A 20,502-nucleotide genomic window follows, 5' to 3' on the forward strand; every position below is an offset into this window, starting at 1 on the left:
GTCCGCCCCCGTCCGCGCGCTCCTCCTTTTCTCCCTCCCTCCTCCTCCGGTCCCTTCTTTCCCCTACCCTACCGCACAAACCCCCCGCCCCCACTCCCCCCCCCCCCCGGGCCCGCATGCGCGAACCGTCCTGCGATCAGACCACCAACGCCGGCTCCTGCTGGTCAGTCGGGACGGCCTCGACGGCCGCCGCCTCCATGTGCTGTTTCGGTCGGGCCGGCAGGGCGAACATCACCGCGAAGATCACCGTCAGGACGCCCGCGACCCACCACAGCGACCGCTGGAAGGCACCCGAGAACTGCTCGCTGACCGCGGCCGGTGACGTCAGTCCGCTCTCGTCGATCACGCCGAAGAAGACCACCGACACCAGTCCGAGCCCCAGGGCGGTACCCATCTGCTGCACCGTGTTGATCAGGCCGGACGCCGATCCGGAGTGCTCCCGCGGCACCTCCGACAGCACCGTGTCCGTCAGCGGCGCCACGATGAGCCCCATCCCCGCGCCCATGGTCACCAGCGGCAGCGCCATCTGCCAGGGTGCGATTCCGGCCCCGTAGCGCCCCGCCTCCCAGACGTAGATCAGCAAGCCGGCGGCCATGGTCAGCACGCCTGCCTGCAGCACCTTCCGCCCGAAACGCGGCACCAGCAACTGCACGCTCATCCCGGCCGCAGCGGACACCGCGATCGAGAACGGAACGCCCGTCAGCCCGGCCTTCAACGGCGACCAGCCCAGGCCTATCTGCATGTACAGGGTCCAGACCAGGAAGAAGATGCCGAGCGCCACACCGAACGTCAGCTGCACGGCGATACCCGCGGCGAAGCTCTTCACTCGGAACAGCGAGAGCTCCACCAGCGGCGAGCCGTCGCGACGCGTCTTGCGCTTCTCGTACACCACGAAGACCGCACCCACGACGAGGCTGCCCGCCATGCACAGGTGGCCCCACAGCGGCCAGCCCAACTCCCGCCCGCGCGTCAGCGGGTAGATCAGCATCAGCAGCGCGGTGGTGACCAGGGCGACGCCGACCATGTCGAGGCGGAGCGCCTTCGGTGCCTTCGACTCGGTGATGAACGTGCGGCCGAGCAGCACGCCGGCGATTCCCACCGGCAGGTTGATCAGGAAGATGGGCCGCCACTCCAGCCCGGCCAGGTTCCACTGGGTGAGCAGGGCGCCGAGCAGCGGACCGGAGACGGCGCCGAGACCGACGACCGCACCGAACATCCCGAACACCTTGCCCCGTTCGTGCGCCGGGAAGGTCGCGTGGACGATCGCGAGCACCTGCGGCACCATCAGCGCGGCCATGGCCCCTTGCAGCAGCCGCGAGGCGACCAGCATCTCAGGACCGGCGGCGAACCCGCACAGGGCGGAGGCGACCGTGAACCCGCTGATCCCGATCAGGAACAGCCGCTTGCGGCCGTAGATGTCACCGAGCCGGCCTCCGGTGATGAGACCGGCGGCGAACGCCAACGCGTAACCGGCCGTGATCCACTGGATGGCGCCGAAGGAGGCGCCGAGATCCCGCTCCATGCTGGGGATCGCGATGTTGACGATGGTGACGTCGACCAGGTCCATGAAGGCCGCGGTCATGACGACGGCCAGTGCTATCCAGCGGCGCCGGTCGGCGGGCGCCTCGAAGTCGGGTGCCGTATCCGTGACGGCGGCGTGGGAACTCATGGGAAAGAAGCTAGGGATCATATAGGTCAGTCCATGTCCTAGAAGGCAGGCAGTCTGGAACCCATGACAGACACCCCAGCGCGACTGCTGAACCTGCTGTCCCTGCTCCAGACTCCGCGCGAGTGGCCCGGCAGTGAGCTCGCCGAGCGTCTCGGCGTCAGCCCCCGCACGATCCGCCGCGACATCGACCGCCTGCGTGACCTCGGCTACCCGGTCGAGGCGACCAAGGGGGCGGTCGGCGGGTACCGGCTGGTCGCGGGCGCGGCCATGCCCCCTCTCCTCCTCGACGACGAGGAGGCGGTGGCGATCGCCGTGGGTCTGCGGGCGGGCGCCGGCCATGCGATCGAGGGCGTCGAGGAGGCGTCCGTACGGGCGCTGGCCAAGCTGGAGCAGGTGCTTCCGTCACGACTGCGGCACCGCGTCTCGGCGCTCCAGAACGCGACGATCCCGCTGACCCGCGGCGACGGCGCGAGGGTCGACCCGCACACGCTCACCGCCATCGCAGCCGCGGTGACCGGCCGGGAGCGGCTGCGCTTCGGTTACCGCTCGGGCGACGGCACCGAGACCAAGCGGCAGGTGGAGCCGTACCGTCTGGTGTCGACGGGACGCCGTTGGTACCTCGTGGCCTACGACATGGGGCGGGACGACTGGCGCACGTTCCGGGTCGACCGGGTCAGCGACCCCTTCGCGACGGGAGCCCGGTTCACTCCGCGCGAGCTGCCCACGGGAGGCGATGCGGCGGAGTTCTTCGCCCGCTCCATGTCCCGCAACCAGCCGGAGCACGCACTGGACGTGAGCTTCGCGGCCCCTGCGGAGTTCGTCTCGGCCCGCCTCCCCGGCTACCTCGGCACTCCCGCGCCGACGGGGCCGAACACCTGCCGGCTGCGTACCCGGGCGCAGGACTCGTTGGAGTGGCTGGCACTGCGACTGGCCCTGGTCGACTGCGAGTTCACCGTGCACGCCCCGCCCGCGCTCGTCGCGCACCTGACCGATCTCGGCGCCCGCCTCACGCGCGCGGCACGCTGACCTCCCACGGAATCAATGCCGGACGGGCGTTCGCGCCCGCCTCACGCGCGCGGCACGCTGAGGCGCACCCCCACCTCCGCCCCCTGCTCCCCCTACCAGCACCGGGGGCGACTCGGTGTCCCGGGCCGCCGGTGGCCCGGGCCGCCCTGCCCATCGCGTCAGGCCCGAAGGCCGACCGCGCTGACCGGCAAGGACCCCGACACCAGGGGGGGAGGGTGCCGGGGTCCGCTCTGGGGCGCGGGTGGGTGTCCTGCGTCAGGCCGCCGCGTCGAAGCCGGTGTCCCGAGCCATCCGCTTCAGTTCGAGCAGCGCGTGCTTCTCGATCTGGCGTATGCGCTCGCGCGTCAGGCCGTGCTCCTTGCCGACCTCGGTGAGCGTGCGCTCACGGCCGTCCTCGATGCCGTACCGCATGCGGATGATCGACGCGGTCCTGTGGTCCAGCCGGTCGATCAGGTCGTCGAGTTCCTCGCTGCGCAGCAGCGTCAGCACGGACTGCTCGGGCGACACGGCTGAGGTGTCCTCCAACAGATCGCCGAACTGCGTCTCGCCGTCGTCGTCCACGGACATGTTCAGCGAGACCGGATCGCGCGCCCAGTCCAGCACGTCGGTGACGCGCTCCGGGGTCGAACCCAGCTCCTCGGCGACCTCGCCGGGCTCGGGATCGCGACCGTGCTCGCGGTTGAACTCCCGCTGCACGCGCCGGATGCGGCCCAACTCCTCCACGAGGTGGACGGGCAGCCGGATCGTGCGCGACTGGTCGGCGATCGAGCGGGTGATGGCCTGGCGGATCCACCACGTGGCATACGTGGAGAACTTGAAGCCCTTGGTGTAGTCGAACTTCTCCACCGCGCGGACCAGGCCCGCGTTGCCCTCCTGGATCAGGTCGAGCAGCGGCAGTCCGCTGCGCGGATAGCGCCGCGCGACGGCCACCACCAGGCGGAGGTTCGACTTGATGAAGACGTCCTTGGCGCGCTCTCCCTCCGCCACCAGCGCCTGGAGCTCCTCGCGCGTGGCACCGGCCCCGTCGCTCTCCGCTTCGCCATCGAGGATCTGCCTGGCGTACACCCCGGCTTCGATGGTCTGCGAGAGCTCGACTTCCTTGGCGGCGTCGAGCAGCGGCGTACGCGCGATCTCGTCGAGGTACATGCCGACCAGGTCACGGTCGGCGATCTCCCCGCTCGCCACGCGAACGCTGCTTGCCCCATCGGCCCCGGTCCCACTGGCAGCGGACTGACGACGGGCGACGGCACGGGTTGCCATGCGTGCTCCCTTACTGAGTAGGTCGCGACACCCTTCCAGGTGCCCTGCATCCGACGGAAACAACGACTGGAATCCGGACAGAATTCCCACACGCTGCACACTTTTTTGTGATCTTGCAGTACCCTGCCCGGCCATCGCGGCGGTCAGATATGCCTACGGTTCCGGGAAGTGCAGGTCAGAGCCGCTGTCAACGCCTCGCGGGGAAACCGCCCGCCCCCTACCGCTCCTGCACGTGCGAGGCGGATCACCCTCCGACACCGCGGACTCCGCCGTCACCGCCGTATTCCCGCCCGCGCTGCGCCCCCCTTGCCGCACTCGCCCCTGAAGACGCCCGGCGCCGCCCGCCGGTTGCGCGCGATGGCCGTTTCGCCAGAGGCACCGCCGGCCCCGTCGGCCTCCATGCGCGACCTCCGGCTCCGCGGATCCACCGCGGGCATCCTCCTCCCGAACCCACACGAGGATTCCCGGGAATCCCCGTGTGGGCGGGAGCGGCGAGCCCGCCGCCCGTCCCCGGCCCCCGGCCCGACTCCGACACCCTGACCCTGGCCCTGGCCCTGGCCCTGGCCCTGGCCCGGCTCCGGCGGCGGCGCCTACCCGACTCACCCGCGAGGACCACCATCCCCACCGCTCACCCGAACTGCACCGATCGCTTCGCGAGCCCCATCCAGAAGCCGTCGATGACGCTCCTTGGCGGGTCCAGTTCGCCCGCCGCGTCCGCCGCCCCCATGGCGACGAACAGCGGGGCGAAGTGCTCGGTGCGCGGGTGTGCGAGCCGGGCCGCCGGTGCCTTCTGCGGGAAGTCCAGCAACGCGTCCACGTCGGAGACGGCCAGCGCCCGCCGCCCCCAGTCGTCGAACTCCGCCGACCAACCCGGAACCCCGCCCCCGGGGTGCCGCAGCGCGGCCAGGTTGTGCGTGAAGAACCCGCTGCCGACGATCAAGACACCCTCGTCGCGCAACGGCGCCAGCCTGCGCCCGACCCCCATCAGCCGCTGCGGGTCCAGCGTCGGCATGGAGAGCTGCAGGACGGGGACGTCGGCTTCGGGGAACATCTCCACGAGCGGGACGTAGGCGCCGTGGTCGAGCCCGCGGTCCGGGGCGTCGTGGACCGGCTCCCCCGGCCCCCGCAGCAGCTTCCGCACGGCCTCGGCGAGTCCGGGCGCGCCGGGAGCCTCGTACCGGACTGCGTAGTAGCGCTCGGGGAAGCCCCAGAAGTCGTACACGAGCGGCACGGTCGTGGTGGCTCCGAGCGCGAGCGGGGCTTCCTCCCAGTGGGCGGAGACCACCAGGACGGCCGTGGGCCGCGGCAGCGAGCCGGACCAGGCGGCGAGCTGACCCGGCCACACCGGGTCGTCCGGGAGCGGCGGCGCACCGTGCGAGAGGTAGAGGACGGGCATGCGCCCGGCGATGGGCACGTCGGCGCCGGGGCCCACGGCTCCGACGGCGTCAGCGGTGTTCACGGGAGCCTCCCGCCATAAGATTGAAACTTCAAGTTCCCTATGGCGCCAGACTAGGCCGATCTAGTTCAACTTTCAAGAACCACCCGTACAGTAGATACATGAACACGGCACCGAACGAGGGGGAGCCCTCCTGGCTCAGCGCCGAGGAGCAGCGCGTGTGGCGTTCGTACCTACACGCCACCACGCTCCTCGAGGACAGTCTCGACCGCCAGCTCCAGCGGGACGCGGGCATGCCTCACGTCTACTACGGCCTGCTGGTCCAGCTCGCGGAGGCGCCACGCCGCCGGATGCGGATGACCGAGCTGGCCAAGGACGCCAAGATCACCCGGTCCCGGCTCTCGCACGCCATCGCCCGGCTGGAGAAGAACGGCTGGGTGCGCCGCGAGGACTGCCCCTCCGACAAGCGCGGCCAGAACGCGTGCCTGACCGAAGAAGGGTTCGACGTCCTGAAGAAGGCCGCGCCCGGGCACGTCACGGCCGTGCGGCAGGCCCTGTTCGACCGGCTCACACCGGAACAGGTGCGCCAATTGGGCGAGATCACGCGCATCATGGCCGAGGGGTTGCAACCGGACGGCACCGGCGCCGACCTGCCCTGGCTGCGCTGACGCACCGACCCGTCACCGGCGGGGCCGCCGCCGCGGGCCCTGCCGGCAGGTCGTGCGACCGAACGTGCCGAAGCCACCGCCCCGGCGGTCTCGACGCCCCTGGATTCGGGCCGGCACCGGGGAACCGCACGTCCCGCGGGTGCGGCGGTCCCGACGTCCGCCGCTCCCGACGAGACGGCACGCACACGGGTCCCTGCCGGAGGTCGTCCGACCTCCGGCAGGGACCCGCTAGCCGTCCCGGCGGCTCCCACCAGAACCCTGGTGGGAGCGGGGGACTCAGTGCGCGACGACCGGGACCTTCACCTCGTCCTCGACACCCGCCGAGCCGTCGGACACCGCAGCGGGCGTGGAGCCCGGGCGCCCGGAGTCGATGAGGACGGCAGCGATCACGGACGAGAGCACCAGGATCCCGACGGCCCACCAGATGGCTCCCGTGTAGCCGTGCACCATGCCCTGCAGCTGGAGCAGCTGCTGGGCACCCGGAGTCGTCGCGCCCGCCGCGTGCGAGGCGACGTACGAGGTGGTCGCGGAGGCGGCGATGGTGTTCAGCAGCGCCGTGCCGATCGCACCGCCGACTTGCTGGGAGGTGTTCACCATCGCGGACGCGACACCTGCGTCGCGCGCCTCGACGCCATACGTGGCCAGGGACATGGCGGGCATGAAGGCGGTACCCATACCGAGGCCGAGCAGCAGCTGTGCCGGCAGGATCAGCCCTGCGTACGAGGAGCCGATCTCCAGCTGGGTGAGGAGCAGCATGCCCGCGGCCGCGACCAGGAAGCCCGGCCCCATGAGCAGCCTGGGCGGGACGCGGGTCATCAACCGGGCGCCGATCTGGGTGGATCCCGTGATCATGCCCGCGATCATGGGGAGGAAGGCGAAGCCCGTCTTGACCGGCGAGTACCCCTTGACGACCTGCAAGTAGTACGTCAGGAACAGGAACAGGCCGAACATCGCGATGACGGCGAGCCCCAGGGAGAGGTAGACACCGCCGCGGTTCCGCTCCATCAGGACGCGCAGCGGCAGCAGCGGCGACTTCACCCGGGCCTCGACGGCGACGAAGGCGGCGAGCAGCACGACGGAGGCGATGAAGAGGCCGACGGTCAGGGCGTCGGACCAGCCGTCGGACTCGGCCCGGGTGAAGCCGTACACCAGCGACACCAGCCCGAGGGTGGACAGGACCACGCCGGGGATGTCGAGCGGCGAGCGGTTACGGCCGCCGGCCGGCTCGCGGATGACGAAGTACGCGCCCGCCGCGGCGACGACGGCGAACGGGATGTTGACGAAGAACGTCCAGCGCCAGTTCAGGTACTCGGTGAGGAAGCCGCCCAGGATCAGGCCCACCGCGCCACCGCCGCCGGCGATCGCACCGTAGATCCCGAATGCCTTGGCCCGCTCCTTGGCGTCGCTGAACATCACGGCGAGCAGTGAGAGCGCGGCCGGGGCGAGCAGCGCGCCGAAGGCGCCCTGAAGCGCACGGGACCCCAGCAGCATGGCCTGGCCGGTGGCTGCCCCGCCGAGTGCGGACGCGGCGGCGAAGCCGAGCAGGCCGACCACGAAGGTGCGCTTGCGACCCCACAGGTCGGCGACGCGTCCGCCGAACAACAGCAGGCCGCCGAAGGCGAGGGCGTAGGCCGTGATGACCCACTGGCGGTTGCCGTCCGAGATTCCCAGGTCCTGCTGGGCGGAGGGCAGCGCGATGTTCACGATGGTCGCGTCGAGGACCACCATCAGCTGGGCGAGGGCTATGAAGACGAGCGCTTTCCAGCGGCTCGGATCGGGACGGGCGCCGTCTTGGGGTTCCGTCTCTGCTGTTTTCGACATGGAGGAGGCCACCTATGGGTGCGGAGTGGTGAAAGCAGGGAAGAAGGGATCGTTCGTACGGATGGGTGCGGAGGTCCGCGCGGGCCGCGTACCGGCGGGCGACGACCGTGTGGACCGGCCGCCGGAGGGGTTAGCGGCGTGGCGCCGATCCGCCCGCGGTGGGCGTCACGGCGTCCGCCTGGTGGGCGTCACGGCGTTCGTCGCAGGTCCTCCAAGGTCGCAGCCGCGCCCGGGAGCTCGGAGCGTGCCGGAGCTTCGAGCCCGTCGAGGAACAGCTGAAGATGGCGGTGGGTGAACCGGTCGATGTGCAGGCAGGCGGTGCCCGGGAGCGGCCGGGTCAGCTGGGAGAGTGCGACGAGCAGGTCCCCGACGGCGACGTCGGGACGCAGCCGCCCCGCGGCGTGTGCGCGGTCCACGAGCCCCTGGACCGCCTCTTCCAGGCGGCCGCTCTCGGCCAACAGCTCGGGGTGGTCCTCGTCGAAGCCCCCCGAGAGCATCGGACACAGGGCGCCGATCCGCTCCTCGGCGGCTCCGTGGGTGAACCGGCTCAGCGCGACGAACGTGTCGCTCTCCTCGGCCGCCGCCTCCTCGGCCCGGGCCGTGGTGCGCCGCATGACGGAGAGGACGACCTCGTGGATGAGCTGGGCACGGTCCGCGAAGTTCCGGTAGAGGGTCGCGTTGCCGACCCCGGCGCGGCGGGCGATCTCGTCGAGCGGGACATCGGGCCCGAACTCGACGAACATCTCGCGTGCCGCCGACACGATCCGCTCCCGGTTGCGCAGCGCGTCAGCCCGCGGCCTGGAGGCACGGCGTGCCGCGGTGTCGATGGCGGGGCTCACGGCTCCACTTCCTCTCTGGCTTCGACTGCACGGCTCGGCCGTGCGGGCGGTTCGCCGGTGCGACGGTCCACGCAACCGGGGACCGCTTCCCCGGTTCTGCGGGACACCCGTGCAAACGGGGAAGCGGTCCCCGGTTATTTCCACCGCAGGAGAAACGCGCCGTGACCTGCATCACGCACCCGGAACGGCGGGGTCGCTCGATCGGCCCACCTGGCGCGCGCCCTCCCCCCACCCGAACCAGGCTGATCCCACGGAGCGCAGCCCGGGTCCGGCCGGACTGCCGCGGACCGGAGGCGACGCCCGCATGCAGCAGACCCGCCGCCGAATACCCACCAGGGGCACGCTCGGCACGCTCGCGGTCATTGCCCTCGGTGCCCTGGCTTCCGCGAGCTCGATCCTCCCTGCCGCCACGCGGGCGTCCTCCGGCCCGGTGGCGGTATCGGAGGCGGCGAAGCTCGGTCCCTGCCGGATCGCGTCCACGACCGGCGTCCAGATGTCCGAGGGCATGCCGACCCCGCCGGGGTACGCGCGCTCCACCGGCCGCATACGCGCCCTGAATCTGATGATCGACTTCCCGGACGCGGAAGGGGCGGGCTCCGCCCTGGAACGGTTCGGCGAGTTCTTCCCGCAGACCCAGAAGTGGTTCGCCACCAGCTCGTACGGGCGGCTCACGTACCACCCCGAGGCGCCGATCCCCCAATGGCTGCGGATGCCGATGCCGTTCACGGCGTACGGGATAGAGCGTGGCTCCGCGTACGAGCCGGGCTACCGCCAGCTCGTCCAGGACATCGTGGCCGCCACGGACCACCGGGTGGACTTCAGCGCCTACGACCTGGTGAACATACTCGTCACCCCGAATGCAGGCCCCTCGGCGCTGGACACCGTCCTGTCCGTGACCTTCTCCGGCAACCACGACGCGCCCTACGCGGACGGGGTACCGCTCGCCAACACCTCGTTCGTCTACAGCCGGCAGGACGACGGGTCCGGCTCGTACGGCGACACCGGCTTCCGGGTGCTCCCCCATGAGAACGGCCACGTGTTCGGCCTGCCCGACCTCTACACCGCGGAGGGCGGCAGCGCGGTCGGCCACTGGGACATCATGTCCGAGGACTGGGGCGCCAACAACGACATGCTCGGCTGGCACAAGTGGAAGCTGGGCTGGCTCGACAACTCCCAGATCAGCTGCGCGTCGTCACGCGGCACCACGACGTACGAGCTGAGCCCGCTGGCCACCAGAGGAGGCCGCAAGCTCGTCTTCGTCCCGCTCGGCACCGACGCCGGCTACGCCGCCGAGGTGCGCACCCAGGCGGGCAACGACGAGGCCGTCTGCGAACCGGGCGTCCTCGTCTACCGCGTCGAGACGGACGTCGACACCGGGCAGGGTCCGGTGTCGGTCTTCGACAGCGACGAGGAGAGCGGCGGCTGCACCAGGCGCCCCAATGTGCAGGCCGAGCTCTCGGACGCTCCGTTCCGGCCCGGCGAGTCGTTCGTCGACGACCAGAACCGGATCCGGATCACGGTGCTCGCGGAGAAGACCAACGGGAACTACCGGGTACGGGTCACCCGTTTCTGACCCGCTCCTCCAACTGTCCGCGCAGCTCCCGCTTGAGGATCTTGCCGGCGGCGTTGCGGGGCAGCGGCTCGTCCCGAACGACCACGTGCGCCGGCACCTTGAACGGGGCGAGCGTCCTGCCCACGTGCGCCCGCAGCTGTTCGACACCGGCTTCGGCCCCCGCCCTGAGGAGCACCACCGCGGCGACCTCCTCCCCGAGCAGCGGGTGCGGTACGCCGAGCACGGCTGCGTCGGCCACGTCCGGGTGGTCGTGCAGCGCGGCCTCGACCTCGACGCAGTACACGTTCTCCCCTCCCCGGATCACCACGTCCTTGATCCGGTCGACGATGCTGATCCGCCCCTCCCGTGACGTCGCGAGGTCGCCGGTCCTGAACCAGCCGTCCGGCGTGAAGGCGGCCGCGGTGGCCTCCTCGTCGCGCCAGTAGCCGCGCACCAGCGACTGTCCGCGCAGCCACAGCTCGCCGACCTCGCCCTCGGGGAGCACCGCGCCGCCCTGGCCGACGACCCGTGCTTCGGTCGTCGGGGTGGGCCGGCCCACGCTGTGCGGGAACTCCCGGTAGTCCGCCCCGAAGTTCGCCGTCACCCCGCCGCCGGTCTCGGTCAGGCCGTAGCCGTTGCGCGGCTCGATCCGGCTGCCGAAGCGTGCCGTGAGCCGTGCGACCAGATCGGGCGGGGCGGCGGCACCACCCGTGTTGAGGTGCGTCAGGGTCTCCAGCCCGGCGTCCTGCCGCTCGGCCGCTTCCAGCAGCTGTAGCGCCGTGGTGGGCACGCCCGAGTAGTGCGTCACCCGGTGCTCCACGATCAGCGCGAGCGCCTCGTCGGCGTCCCACTTGCGCATGAGGACGAGCGACCCGCCGGCGGCCATCACCGAGCACAACGTCGTGAAGGCGGCCACGTGGAAGAAGGGGAAGGTCATCAGGGTCACGGGCGCGGGTCCCCGGCCGGGGACCGTCCCCTTCGCCAGCGCCGAAGCCGCGGCGGTGTAACGGGGGTTCATCGCCGCCCCGGCCTGCGCGAGGTGGGTGGCGACCGCGCCCTTGGGCCGTCCGGTGGTCCCGGAGGTGTAGATGATCGTCGCGTCGTCCTCGGGGCGCACGTCCACGACCGGCGGTGCGGCCGCGGGTTCCGGCGCCGGCAGGTCCTCGTAGCGCACGACACCCGCCCCGAGGGGTCCCTCGTGGTGGAAGACGACCACAGGTGCCCGCCCCCGCGCCCACCGCTCGACCCGGGGGAGCCTCTCCCCGTCGACGAGCAGCACCCCGGGGGTGCAGTCGTCGAGGGCGTAGGCGAACTCCTCCTCGGTCCACCAGGCGTTGAGGGGCACGGCCACCAGCCCGGCCAGTTGCGCCGCCCAGAAGGCGATCTGCCACTCGGGGTGGTTGCGCATCCCCACCACGGCCCGGTCGCCCGGAGCCAGCCCGTAGACGTCGACGAAGCGCCGGGCCAACGAGCAGGCGGCCGCGAAGAACTCCCGGTACGTGTACGTCACGCTCCCCGCGACCAGGAACGGCCGCTCGCCGTGGGCCCAGGTGGTCTCGACGAATTCGCGCAGTGTGCGCGGGCCCGATGCGTAGACGCCGTCCACGACGGCGAAGGGCGCACCGGGCGCGGTGAGGACACCGGATTCGGCGTGCACCACGACCGCCCCCCTTGTCGCATTCTCTAAGCGCTTGCTCAGCTCGGACGTCCGACGCTATGCGGCACACGGCCACCCGTCAAGGTCCGTGCAGTCCACAACTACTCTTTCGGCCGGGCGACGCCGCCCCCGCGGCCGGCCCAGCCGAATCCGCCCCCTCCGCCAGCCCGGCCAGCTCCGCGAGGACGAGCGCAGCATGACGTTCCGGATCGCGCACCGGGTGGATCAGGGACCGCACCCGTCCGCCCCGGTCGAGCACCACGGCGGCCCGCGCGAACAGCTCGCGCTCCCCCACCCGCACCTCCGGTACGCCCAGCGCCCTGCCGAGGGCCAACTCCCCGTCGCCCACCAGCGGATAGCCGAGGCCGCGGACCACGGCGAACTCCGCCAGGCAGCCGGGGGCATGGGCACTGACACCGAGCACGAAGGCGCCGGCGCGGGCGAACGCGGCGGCTTCGTCCCGAGCGGAACAGAGTCCCGCCGTGCAGCCCGCGAGCTCCGGCAGCGTCTCCCCGATGCCGGGTTCGGTGATGAAGAACAACACCGTCCACGCGTGCGCGGGGGACGGAACCCGGACGGGCCCTTCGGTGGTCTCGACGATGCGGTGCACAGGCGCCCTTCGCGGTCGTGGCGGATGCGGCGCACCCTGCCGGCCGGACCATTGTCCGACACCGCGCGCGGGACAGCACCGAGCCCGCCGTACCGGCGACCGCGCCCGCCCTAGCCCCGCTTGAGCAGGACGAAGCCGTCCTGCTCCGCGACCGTGCTGTACCCGCCCCGGGTGCGGGCCTGGTCCAGCATGATCTTCTCCTTCATGAAGTCCAGCGGCCACCGCCGGTCCTGCGGCACCCTTGTGTCCACCATGATCCACTGTGGGTTGGGCCGGCTCTGCCACCAGCCGTAGAGGCTGGTGCTCGTCCGGCTGGTGAGCTGGGGCACCAGTTGGCTGGAGGCCTGGACCGTGGCGCCGTCGGGGATGCGGCCCATCAGTCGGTGGGCGAGCGCCACCCGGGAGTCCGCACGCCACGTTGCCGGCTGCACCAACTGCCACAGCGGGAAAGAGGGCAACAGCAACAGGCTCACTGCGGCGCAGCCCGCGAGGTACCGGCGGACGCTGCCGGGGTTCGCGCGGCGGTCGACGAGCGCGTCGGCGAAGGCCACGAAGACGATCGGCATCAGCACCAACGAGTAGTGATAGCCGGTACCCCAGTGGAACGCATTGCCGGACGCGAAGCGCCACAGCACCGTCGGCAGGGCGATCAGCACCAGCGGAGAACGCAGGGCCAGGAAGAGGGTCGGCGCCAGCACCAGCACCAAGGTCGAGACCTTGGCCTGCGGGGTGACCAGCCCGACCGTCATCCTGTGCAGCTGGTCGAGCGGTCCGCCGTGACCGCCTCCGGGACTGTCCAGCCAGAACCAGTAGGCGAAGGAACCGTTCGGGTTGAAGGCCGGAAGGATCACGAACAGCACCAGCAGGGCCCCGAGCAGACCGGACAGGCCGGTGATGATGCCGAGCCTGCGGTTCCCGCGCAGTGCGATCAGGACACCGATCGCGGCCACGGTGAGCCCCAGGTCCTCCTTCACGAGCAGCAGGGGCAGGGCCCAGTACGCCGCCGCGCTCAATCGGCCCCTGGCGAGGGCCACCAGCGAGAACACGAGCAGCGGGACGGCGAAGGCGACTTCGTGGAAGTCGAAGCCGACCGCACTGGCGATGCCCCAGGAAACGCCGTAGCAGATCCCGACGACCGCCGCGGCGAGCGTACCGAGTTTCCGGTACACCCAGAGCGCCAAGGGGACGACGCTCGCGGCGATCAGCCCCGCCTGCAACACCAGCAGTGTTGCTGGCGCGGGCCACAAACGGTAGAACGGCGCCACCAGGACGAGCACGGGGGAGAAATGGTCCCCGAGGACGGGGAAGTCGGGCCCCTTCAGCTCGGAAGTCGGCAGGTGGCCGTGCGCGTAGGACCGGACGATCTGTTCGAAGATGCCCAAGTCGTAACTGTTGGACAGCATGCGCTCGTGAAGGCGGAGGGACACCGCCGCGTACGCGAAGAACAGAGCTCCCGCCATCGCCCAGATCCACACGGGGCCGAAACGGCTTTCCCTGGGCGGCCCTGTCACCGCCCCCTTCTTAAAGAATCTCTGCTGCGGTGGAAGAGTGATGCCAGTGCCGGGTGGTGCGTGCATGACCATGCCTTCCAGAAGCTTGCGCCGGCCCCTCAAGATGCCAGCAAGCTCCAGTCCCTGACTCCGGGCTGCGAGCCGTGTGCGCAGATTCCTCCGAATGGCCGCGGCCGGCCCGACCTCCCCCACCGGAAATCGCATTCGCCACCCCCGAGACCTTCATCCCCCAGGCGGAATCGCGGACATGACCTCCTCTTCTCCTGCTGCGCTCCCGCAAACCGACTGCTCACGTGAACGGACGGAAATCAGCACCGCATTCGGTCGACCGGGAGCGCAGCGCAACGCCCGGAGAACAACGGACAACTCATGGATCGGACCCATGGGGCATCAACAGAACAGCAGACGACCGGAATTCTGGATCAGACGACATTCAGGCAGCGTTACCATCGGGTGCGTGCACTCCTCCATCCAGGACCTCGTCCGCGACTTCCACCGGGCGTTCGGCCTCGACGTCGCACCACGACCCGCCACCGCGGCACTGCAACTGTCCCTCCACCGCCAGGACCTGCTGGCCGAGGAAGTGGCCGAGCTCGCCGAGGCGTCGGCGGTAGGCGACCTCGACCACATCGCCCAGGAGCTCGCCGACGTCGTCTACATCGCGTACGGGACGGCCCTCGTCCACGGCATCGACCTGGACGCCGTGATCGCCGAAGTCCACCGGGCGAACATGTCGAAGCTGGGTCCGGACGGCCGCCCGACCCTCCGCGCCGACGGCAAGGTCCTCAAGGGCCCCTCCTACCGCGCCCCGGACGTGTCCGCCGTCCTGCGCCACCAAGGATGGACGCCGGGGCCGGGCGAGTCCTCGAGCTGAGCAGCCGCCAACCCACCAACGGCCGGCACCCCAGATCAGATGACTACGCAGGGAGCCGAACCCCGCTTTCAGCTGAAGGCCGCTTATCAGCGGCGACCGCTCCACTGCAGGTGCAGCGAGCTCGTGGGTGCGTCGAGGGACATGGCGGCGCATCCGACTCGAGACGGACTGCCACTGGAACGGGAACGATGCGATCACCGCGGTCAGGTCTGCACTCCAAGATCGGCGGGCGAGCCGAGCTCTCGGCCCGGTACGCCTGACCCACCAGTGCGCTGGATACACCCAGTCCCGGGCGGGTGAACCCACTCGGTGCTCTCACCGGATCACCACGCCCTGAACCGTCGCGGGACCGCCTGAGCCAGCGGTCCTCGCCGTGGGGCCTCGCCCACCGTCGATACTCCGATGCCGGTCCTGTGTCACCCGCTACACTGTCCGCGGTGGCCGACCCATGGGTCGGGTGCCTCGCTGTCGACCAACGGGCCCAGGCACGTTTCCGACAGATCCCGGCCTCCGTAGCTCAGGGGATAGAGCACCGCTCTCCTAAAGCGGGTGTCGCAGGTTCGAATCCTGCCGGGGGCACAGTGTTTGACCAGCGCGTTTACCTCTCTGAGGTAGGCGCGCTGTTCGTCGTAGCCATGGAATTAACCATGAATAGGTTCCAGAACCGTGGCGACCAAGACTTCCAGGCGACGTCAGCGTGGCAGCATCCGGCCCAACGGCGCCGGCTTCCAGGTCCGGGTCTACGCCGGACGTGACCCTCTCACGAAGAGGGATCTGTACCTCCACGAGCAGGCCGAGACGGAGGTCGAAGCCGAGAAGGTCCGCACTAAGCTCTCCACCAGGTCGACGAGCAAGCCACCCCAAACGCGAGGTGACCTTGGCCTTCCTGCTCAATCGCTGGCTCGACAGCGCTGTCCCGGCCCCCATCACCAGAAGAAAGTCCGGAACGTGGCTGCGGACCTCGCCGTTGATCCGCGCCACCATGCGCAGGGGCTGGGCGTAGATGCCGCACACCGACGGATCGAAGTCAGCAAGCAGCAGGCGGGCCAACTCCAGTCGGCTCTCGTAGACGACCTGGCCGCCCGTCGTCGCCGAGGCGTAGTCACCCGAGTAGTGCGCCATCCCGTTACCGAACGGATCCGACGCCACGGGTCCGACTCGTCGAAGCCCCTCAAGCGCATCCGGTTGAAAGGAACTTCGCGAGTCGATCCGTCGGTGTACCGAATCGACGCCGCAGGAGTGTTGCGGTCGCGACGGCTCTCTCTATGGTGCGGTGCAGCCATAGTGAAACGGTGCGAAAGGAATGCACCACCTAAACCAGAAGATCGTTAAAAGTCGACAGCTGACAACTACTGTACGTCACTGCTGTCCGTAATCATGCGGAACTGTCCACGGAATCGCGGAATCTAGACACGACCAGACAGGTCAATTTCCATGACCTCCCTTTGCCGTAAATCCAGGACAATCGACGGCCCTCATGTTCATTATCTAGAGGTGGGAGAGCATGAGCGTCGTTTACTCTGGACGCCATGAACGGCCTATAAGGAGAGGCGGGTCGGGCTGTGCGGGACCTGATCCGGGGGGCGGTGGCTCAGGTGCTTGTTGTCCGTGGTCGTGGGTACAGATCGACTGCGTCCGCAGTGAATCGTTCGAGCCCGGTGACCTCGCTTGAATAGCTGACGGATATTTGGAGTCCCTCGATCCGACTCAGGGGGGTGATGTCAATGGTGTCGGGTTGCGCCCCCTGACCGTTGATGAAGAAGCGTTCGAGGTTAGGGAAGACGTCCGGGACTAGGTCCAGTTGCGGGTTCGAGTCGGGCAGAAGCCGAAGGTAGGTGACGCTGCGCACGGGACCGGCGCGATTGAGGTCGTAGTCCGAAATGCACAGTTCCGTCAAATGGGGGAGGGTGGCAATTTCTTGCCATTCTTTCCGGTCAGGTGAGCTGCCGATCGTCAGGTCTTGCAGCTTCTGCCACCTGGAGACACCGGCTAAGCGTGTGCCGATCCAGCCGCCTAGAGCCAGTGAGGTAAGGCCCTCCGGTGCAGGTAACTCTGCCAGGCTCTCCCAGGGCAGGCGTGTATAGAGCGCAAGCTCGGTGAGTCCAGGCAGAGAATTTAGGGCATCGAAGGAGAATTCGCTCGGCACGTCAATGAGGCCTAAGTGAGGTAGCGAGAGCCCTGCAAGATCTTCAAGCTGTGCGAGTTGAGTGCAGTCGGAGAGAGTGAGTTCCTTCAAGGCGGGAAATTCGCGGACAAATTTTAAGCTTTTGAGTAGTTGGCCGGAGTAGATTCGCAGTGTCTGGGTGTGCTCGGGTGAGAGGTGCTCGACAATCTCACCTTCGGTGAATGCTTCTCGAAATGCGATGTCAGTAATGGGTTTCAAGAAGCGCAGCGCGTTCCACTGGTCACGGGTGTGGACGTCCAGGGACAAGGGGTTCCGGTCTCGGCATGGGAGCAGGATTTCCTGGGCATATTGGGCAGCCTCGAAGTTTTCCCAGCCCCGGGATAGCGCGAAAGGAGCTGAGTCAGGAGGCAACGACTGCACGAAGCGGCGGAGGAAGGCATAAGCCTGGTCACCGCCGATGGCAGTGGCTGTTTCGATGACGGGGCCTACCTCATCGCCTTCCAGACCTTGGGGTCCCGGCAGCAGATCCAGGATGCCCGGCCCAAGCGCGGCAAGCTCCTTCGCCTCCTCCTGGGAGCGGGGCGGCATCAGGACGCGTGCACGCTGTTCGACCAAACTTCGAGCGTCGGGCTCGATTTCTGTGGCGTACTGCAGGCTGGCGGCCGCCAGGAGGTGCAGTCTGCTCCTGCACTTGGCCTCAGCGTCACCGCGCGCGACGAGGTGGCGGAGCAGATCCGCGCTCTCGACTGGGCGGGCGTGGGCGACGGCCATGCGCACGACGTCCTCCCACTGGTCGTCGTGAGCATTGTTGACCAGCAGCGGAAAGTCGTGGGCCTCGATCACGGCTTTCGCCCCGAGGTAGTCCTGAAAGGTGCGGTGGACGAAGTCGACGGTGTCCATGGTGGGCTGACGCAGGAGCCCGCTACGGCCGACCAGGTGTGTCAGGACCTGGTCGGCGGTGCCCTGCTCGGCCACCGCCTGCATGGCCGGCAGTGCGTCACTGACCAGGGCCAGCGCGGTGGCCCTGTCCATCTCCGTCTGGCGGTTGCGGATGAGCCAGTAAGCCAGACGCTGCAACAGCTGAACGCTCTGGTGTTCGGTGAGCTGAATGCCTTCAGGGACGTCGATGTTGCGCTCAAGATCACGGCGTACGAGCAGCATCGATAGCGCTGCCGCATAGAGCTCCATACGGCTGTGAGGCAAATGACCGCGGCGATCCCGGTGCAGCGCGCAAATGAGTGCACACATAAGGGGCGTACTGGATAGTTGCGCCAGGTCACGCTGAGCACGAACTGTCATCCGGAGTGCTGCTTCGAGATCACGCAATTGCGACCGTTCGGCATCGGTCGTCGCGCTCTTCCTGGCGGCGGTATGCCATCGGTCAACGAAAACTCCGATGTCGGCGGCACTCATGGGCCGAACCGACAGTTCGGTGAAGTGCGATGATGCCAGCCAGCCTTCGGGAACGGCTGACGGACGCGTGGTGACCACGAAATGTGCGTCCGTGTACGCCGCCAAGAGCCGCTCGAGCCAGTCCCGCGTAGCACTCCGCTGCTCTTGGGGGACCTCGTCGATGCCGTCGACCAGGACGAGTGCCTTGCCTCTGGCGAGTACGTCATCGGCCCAGCCCTCCGGCTGCGAGGCGGCCAGGGGGGCTCCGACCGCGGAAAGGAAGTCATGCGGCTCCGGGAGGGGCCCACGCCGCACCAACGTCCGCAGAGGCAGGACGAACGGAATCTGCCCCCGCCAGTTGCCCAGTTCCTCCGGCAGTTCATCGCGTGCCGTGGCGACAGCCAGCCATTGCAACAGCGTTGTCTTTCCGCTGCCGGCGAGCCCTCGCAGAAGTACCCGTCGGCAGTCGGCCAACGCGTGCTCCGCACGCTTCACGACGACGGAGGGCCGATCGTCCGCTTCCTCGCTGCCCGCAGGCCAGGCCGTCGGCTGCTCCGCCAGTTCCAAGCTCAAGTACGCCGCGTCCAGCGGCCAATGCGCACGTTCCGGGCGACTCAGGTCCAGCCCTACTACGGTCAGTTGGGAATGCCGCTCTGCCATGTAGCTGAGGTACCGCTCCTCGAACGTAGGCTGCGCCGTCAGCCGCCGTGGCATGCGAACAACCCTTGTCAGAGAGTCCTCACGCGCCTGCGGCGTGCGCGCGGCGGCGTGGCGTAGGGCCAGCAATGGCTCAGCATCCGTACCCAACGCCTTCGCCAAGGCCACCACCGTGGCCTCGGAAGGCAACTTGTGGCCGCTCAGCGCCTTGCTGACCGTTGTCCGCCCCAGCCCCGTCCGCTGCTGCAGCCCGCCCATCTGCAGGCCCCGCCGCGCCCTGAGGGTACGGAGCCGCAGCGCGAGTTCCGCCAGCGGATCCTCGTGCGCCTCCGCCATGTTCTGCTCCTCCACCTCTCGGACGACCGCCTTCGTACATCTTTGTTCGGGCTGAACCCCGGTGAACATCGAAACAGCGAAATTTCCCGGAGCCGCCGTCATCAATCACCCCGGGAAGAAGGCATGAGCAACTCATCCATCCACCTGATGCTCTTGGCCCTGCTCATCGCAGTTGTCGCGCTCTTCTGCACGCTCGTAGGAGCCGCGGCCGGTCTACTTGCTCGCATCGACGGAGCCACCTACGCCACCGCCCTGGTGCGCGGTGCCGCGGCCTTCGCGGGCAGCGCCGCCCTGTCCCTGGCACTGCTGACCTTCGTTCTCACGGTGCTGTGAACCGACGGGTGAATCGGGCCCAGGAGGAGATCGGACTACTCAGGTAGCCGTGCTTCTAGCCGTGCACCACAGGTGAAACCTGCACTCACAGACACTCCAGGTGTCGTCATGGAGACGAAAGATGCAGGTAGGAGCCACTGGCTACAGGCTCTGTTGCCCTCCTCAAGCGGGTGTCGCAGGTTCGAATCCTGCCGGGGGCACCAGCCGAAAGGCCCCGGAGCGATCATGGTCCGGGGCTTTTGACGTGGGTGTAGACGTCCATGGTGATGCTGATCTGGGAGTGCCCGAGGATCTCCATCACGACGCGCGGCGCCATTCCGGCCGCCGTGAGGAGGGTGGCCGTGCCGTGCCGAGCGTCGTGCAGCCGGATGACGCGGAGGCACGGCGGACTCGGCGACGCGGGTGAAGGAGCGGTAGAGGTTACGCGGCTCGACGGGACGGCCAGTGCGAGTGGCGACGACGTAGTCCGAGTCCTGCCGCCTCTCCCCCGCCTTGGCACGGGCATCTGACTGCCGCATGCGGTGCCAGCGCAGCGGTGCGATGCAAACGCCAACGCCCGCCAACGCGACGTCCTGGCGGACGAGCGGCGTGAACGCACCCGGATCCGCGGCGAGAGGGGAATCCGCTGGGGCGGACGAGCGCGCATCGTGGCCTGATCACTCACTGACGTTCAACGTCGCACAGTCCGCAACCCCAGCCCGGACAGCATTGCCCAAAGCCGTTCCAGGGCCGCAGCGGGGCAACGCTGTTGCTTCAGGCGGGAGGCGAGAGGCGAG

At 69.2% G+C, this 20,502-nt stretch carries 14 protein-coding genes, 1 tRNA gene and 2 pseudogenes; 7 read left to right on the forward strand and 10 right to left on the reverse strand.

Translation table 11 applies throughout. The features are described 5' to 3' along the window. Nucleotides 1-136: 136 nt before the first annotated feature. Nucleotides 137-1,669 (reverse strand): MFS transporter, encoded by a 1,533-nt coding sequence (locus ACFXOM_RS27740; RefSeq protein WP_385039769.1) that lies wholly within the window; start codon nucleotides 1,667-1,669, stop codon nucleotides 137-139. Between the two features lie 63 nt (nucleotides 1,670-1,732). Here ACFXOM_RS27740 and ACFXOM_RS27745 point away from each other — a divergent pair, with 63 nt between their 5' ends. After that, nucleotides 1,733-2,695 carry a helix-turn-helix transcriptional regulator gene (locus ACFXOM_RS27745; RefSeq protein WP_385039771.1) on the forward strand — a complete coding sequence of 321 codons (963 nt, stop codon included), beginning with the start codon at nucleotides 1,733-1,735 and terminating at the stop codon, nucleotides 2,693-2,695. Nucleotides 2,696-2,950: 255 nt separating this feature from the next. Here the strand turns inward: ACFXOM_RS27745 and ACFXOM_RS27750 are convergent, their stop codons facing one another. Together ACFXOM_RS27750 and ACFXOM_RS27755 are read right to left on the reverse strand one after the other, a co-directional pair. Beyond that, entirely contained in the window at nucleotides 2,951-3,955 is a 1,005-nt protein-coding gene (locus ACFXOM_RS27750; RefSeq protein WP_384938890.1) for an RNA polymerase sigma factor RpoD/SigA, read from the reverse strand. A gap of 628 nt (nucleotides 3,956-4,583) precedes the next feature. Then, nucleotides 4,584-5,351 (reverse strand): dioxygenase, encoded by a 768-nt coding sequence (locus ACFXOM_RS27755; protein ID WP_385039858.1) that lies wholly within the window; start codon nucleotides 5,349-5,351, stop codon nucleotides 4,584-4,586. A gap of 161 nt (nucleotides 5,352-5,512) precedes the next feature. Between ACFXOM_RS27755 and ACFXOM_RS27760 the strand changes: the two genes are divergently transcribed. Further along, on the forward strand, nucleotides 5,513-6,019 hold the full coding sequence (locus ACFXOM_RS27760; protein WP_384949274.1) for a MarR family winged helix-turn-helix transcriptional regulator: 507 nt from the start codon (nucleotides 5,513-5,515) through the stop codon (nucleotides 6,017-6,019). A 276-nt stretch (nucleotides 6,020-6,295) separates the two neighbouring features. Here ACFXOM_RS27760 and ACFXOM_RS27765 read toward each other — a convergent pair whose 3' ends face one another. Together ACFXOM_RS27765 and ACFXOM_RS27770 are read right to left on the reverse strand one after the other, a co-directional pair. Beyond that, nucleotides 6,296-7,840 carry an MFS transporter gene (locus ACFXOM_RS27765; protein WP_384938886.1) on the reverse strand — a complete coding sequence of 515 codons (1,545 nt, stop codon included), beginning with the start codon at nucleotides 7,838-7,840 and terminating at the stop codon, nucleotides 6,296-6,298. Nucleotides 7,841-8,028: 188 nt separating this feature from the next. Further along, nucleotides 8,029-8,679: a TetR/AcrR family transcriptional regulator gene (locus ACFXOM_RS27770; RefSeq protein ID WP_384938885.1), complete on the reverse strand. Its 651-nt coding sequence runs from the start codon at nucleotides 8,677-8,679 to the stop codon at nucleotides 8,029-8,031. A 304-nt stretch (nucleotides 8,680-8,983) separates the two neighbouring features. Between ACFXOM_RS27770 and ACFXOM_RS27775 the strand changes: the two genes are divergently transcribed. Beyond that, a complete protein-coding gene (locus ACFXOM_RS27775) occupies nucleotides 8,984-10,252 on the forward strand; it encodes a M6 family metalloprotease domain-containing protein (protein WP_384938883.1) in 1,269 nt (422 codons plus the stop codon). Here ACFXOM_RS27775 and ACFXOM_RS27780 read toward each other — a convergent pair. From ACFXOM_RS27780 to ACFXOM_RS27790, 3 genes are all read right to left on the reverse strand, one after another. Further along, nucleotides 10,239-11,891 (reverse strand): class I adenylate-forming enzyme family protein, encoded by a 1,653-nt coding sequence (locus tag ACFXOM_RS27780; RefSeq protein ID WP_385039774.1) that lies wholly within the window; start codon nucleotides 11,889-11,891, stop codon nucleotides 10,239-10,241. The genes ACFXOM_RS27775 and ACFXOM_RS27780 overlap by 14 nt on opposite strands. A 76-nt stretch (nucleotides 11,892-11,967) precedes the next feature. After that, the gene (locus ACFXOM_RS27785; protein ID WP_385039777.1) at nucleotides 11,968-12,498 is read right to left on the reverse strand and encodes a redoxin domain-containing protein; all 531 of its coding nucleotides are present in this window, start codon (nucleotides 12,496-12,498) and stop codon (nucleotides 11,968-11,970) included. Nucleotides 12,499-12,608: 110 nt separating this feature from the next. Beyond that, nucleotides 12,609-13,958: a DUF2079 domain-containing protein gene (locus ACFXOM_RS27790; RefSeq protein WP_385039780.1), complete on the reverse strand. Its 1,350-nt coding sequence runs from the start codon at nucleotides 13,956-13,958 to the stop codon at nucleotides 12,609-12,611. Between the two features lie 508 nt (nucleotides 13,959-14,466). Here ACFXOM_RS27790 and ACFXOM_RS27795 point away from each other — a divergent pair. Together ACFXOM_RS27795 and ACFXOM_RS27800 are read left to right on the forward strand one after the other, a co-directional pair. Beyond that, entirely contained in the window at nucleotides 14,467-14,883 is a 417-nt protein-coding gene (locus tag ACFXOM_RS27795; RefSeq protein ID WP_385039783.1) for a MazG nucleotide pyrophosphohydrolase domain-containing protein, read from the forward strand. Nucleotides 14,884-15,389: 506 nt separating this feature from the next. Continuing rightward, nucleotides 15,390-15,462, forward strand: a tRNA-Arg gene (locus ACFXOM_RS27800). Between the two features lie 1,012 nt (nucleotides 15,463-16,474). Here the strand turns inward: ACFXOM_RS27800 and ACFXOM_RS27805 are convergent. Further along, on the reverse strand, nucleotides 16,475-19,393 hold the full coding sequence (locus ACFXOM_RS27805; protein ID WP_385039786.1) for an NACHT domain-containing protein: 2,919 nt from the start codon (nucleotides 19,391-19,393) through the stop codon (nucleotides 16,475-16,477). Nucleotides 19,394-19,516: 123 nt separating this feature from the next. Between ACFXOM_RS27805 and ACFXOM_RS27810 the strand changes: the two genes are divergently transcribed. Beyond that, nucleotides 19,517-19,726, forward strand: coding sequence for a hypothetical protein (locus ACFXOM_RS27810; protein WP_384948873.1), 210 nt, complete (start codon nucleotides 19,517-19,519; stop codon nucleotides 19,724-19,726). A 223-nt stretch (nucleotides 19,727-19,949) separates the two neighbouring features. Here ACFXOM_RS27810 and ACFXOM_RS27815 read toward each other — a convergent pair. Continuing rightward, nucleotides 19,950-20,274: pseudogene (locus ACFXOM_RS27815) on the reverse strand (tyrosine-type recombinase/integrase); the annotation flags it as partial. On the opposite strand from ACFXOM_RS27815, the pseudogene ACFXOM_RS27820 reads away from it, so the two are divergent. Then, nucleotides 20,272-20,382, forward strand: a pseudogene (locus ACFXOM_RS27820) (integrase); the annotation flags it as partial. The pseudogenes ACFXOM_RS27815 and ACFXOM_RS27820 sit on opposite strands and share 3 nt — an antisense overlap. Nucleotides 20,383-20,502: the final 120 nt, after the last annotated feature.

Source organism: Streptomyces sp. NPDC059169 (genome assembly GCF_042755225.1).
Taxonomy (GTDB): domain Bacteria; phylum Actinomycetota; class Actinomycetes; order Streptomycetales; family Streptomycetaceae; genus Streptomyces.

Excerpts from the sequence above, each read along its gene's own strand:
- ACFXOM_RS27740 (WP_385039769.1), bottom strand. The coding sequence starts at position 1,669 with ATGAGTTCCCACGCCGCCGTCACGGATACGGCACCCGACTTCGAGGCG.
- ACFXOM_RS27760 (WP_384949274.1), top strand. The coding sequence starts at position 5,513 with ATGAACACGGCACCGAACGAGGGGGAGCCCTCCTGGCTCAGCGCCGAG.
- ACFXOM_RS27810 (WP_384948873.1), top strand. The coding sequence starts at position 19,517 with ATGAGCAACTCATCCATCCACCTGATGCTCTTGGCCCTGCTCATCGCA.
- ACFXOM_RS27790 (WP_385039780.1), bottom strand. The coding sequence starts at position 13,958 with ATGGCGGGAGCTCTGTTCTTCGCGTACGCGGCGGTGTCCCTCCGCCTT.
- ACFXOM_RS27745 (WP_385039771.1), top strand. The coding sequence starts at position 1,733 with ATGACAGACACCCCAGCGCGACTGCTGAACCTGCTGTCCCTGCTCCAG.
- ACFXOM_RS27805 (WP_385039786.1), bottom strand. The coding sequence starts at position 19,393 with ATGGCGGAGGCGCACGAGGATCCGCTGGCGGAACTCGCGCTGCGGCTC.
- ACFXOM_RS27765 (WP_384938886.1), bottom strand. The coding sequence starts at position 7,840 with ATGTCGAAAACAGCAGAGACGGAACCCCAAGACGGCGCCCGTCCCGAT.
- ACFXOM_RS27755 (WP_385039858.1), bottom strand. The coding sequence starts at position 5,351 with ATGCCCGTCCTCTACCTCTCGCACGGTGCGCCGCCGCTCCCGGACGAC.
- ACFXOM_RS27750 (WP_384938890.1), bottom strand. The coding sequence starts at position 3,955 with ATGGCAACCCGTGCCGTCGCCCGTCGTCAGTCCGCTGCCAGTGGGACC.
- ACFXOM_RS27775 (WP_384938883.1), top strand. The coding sequence starts at position 8,984 with ATGCAGCAGACCCGCCGCCGAATACCCACCAGGGGCACGCTCGGCACG.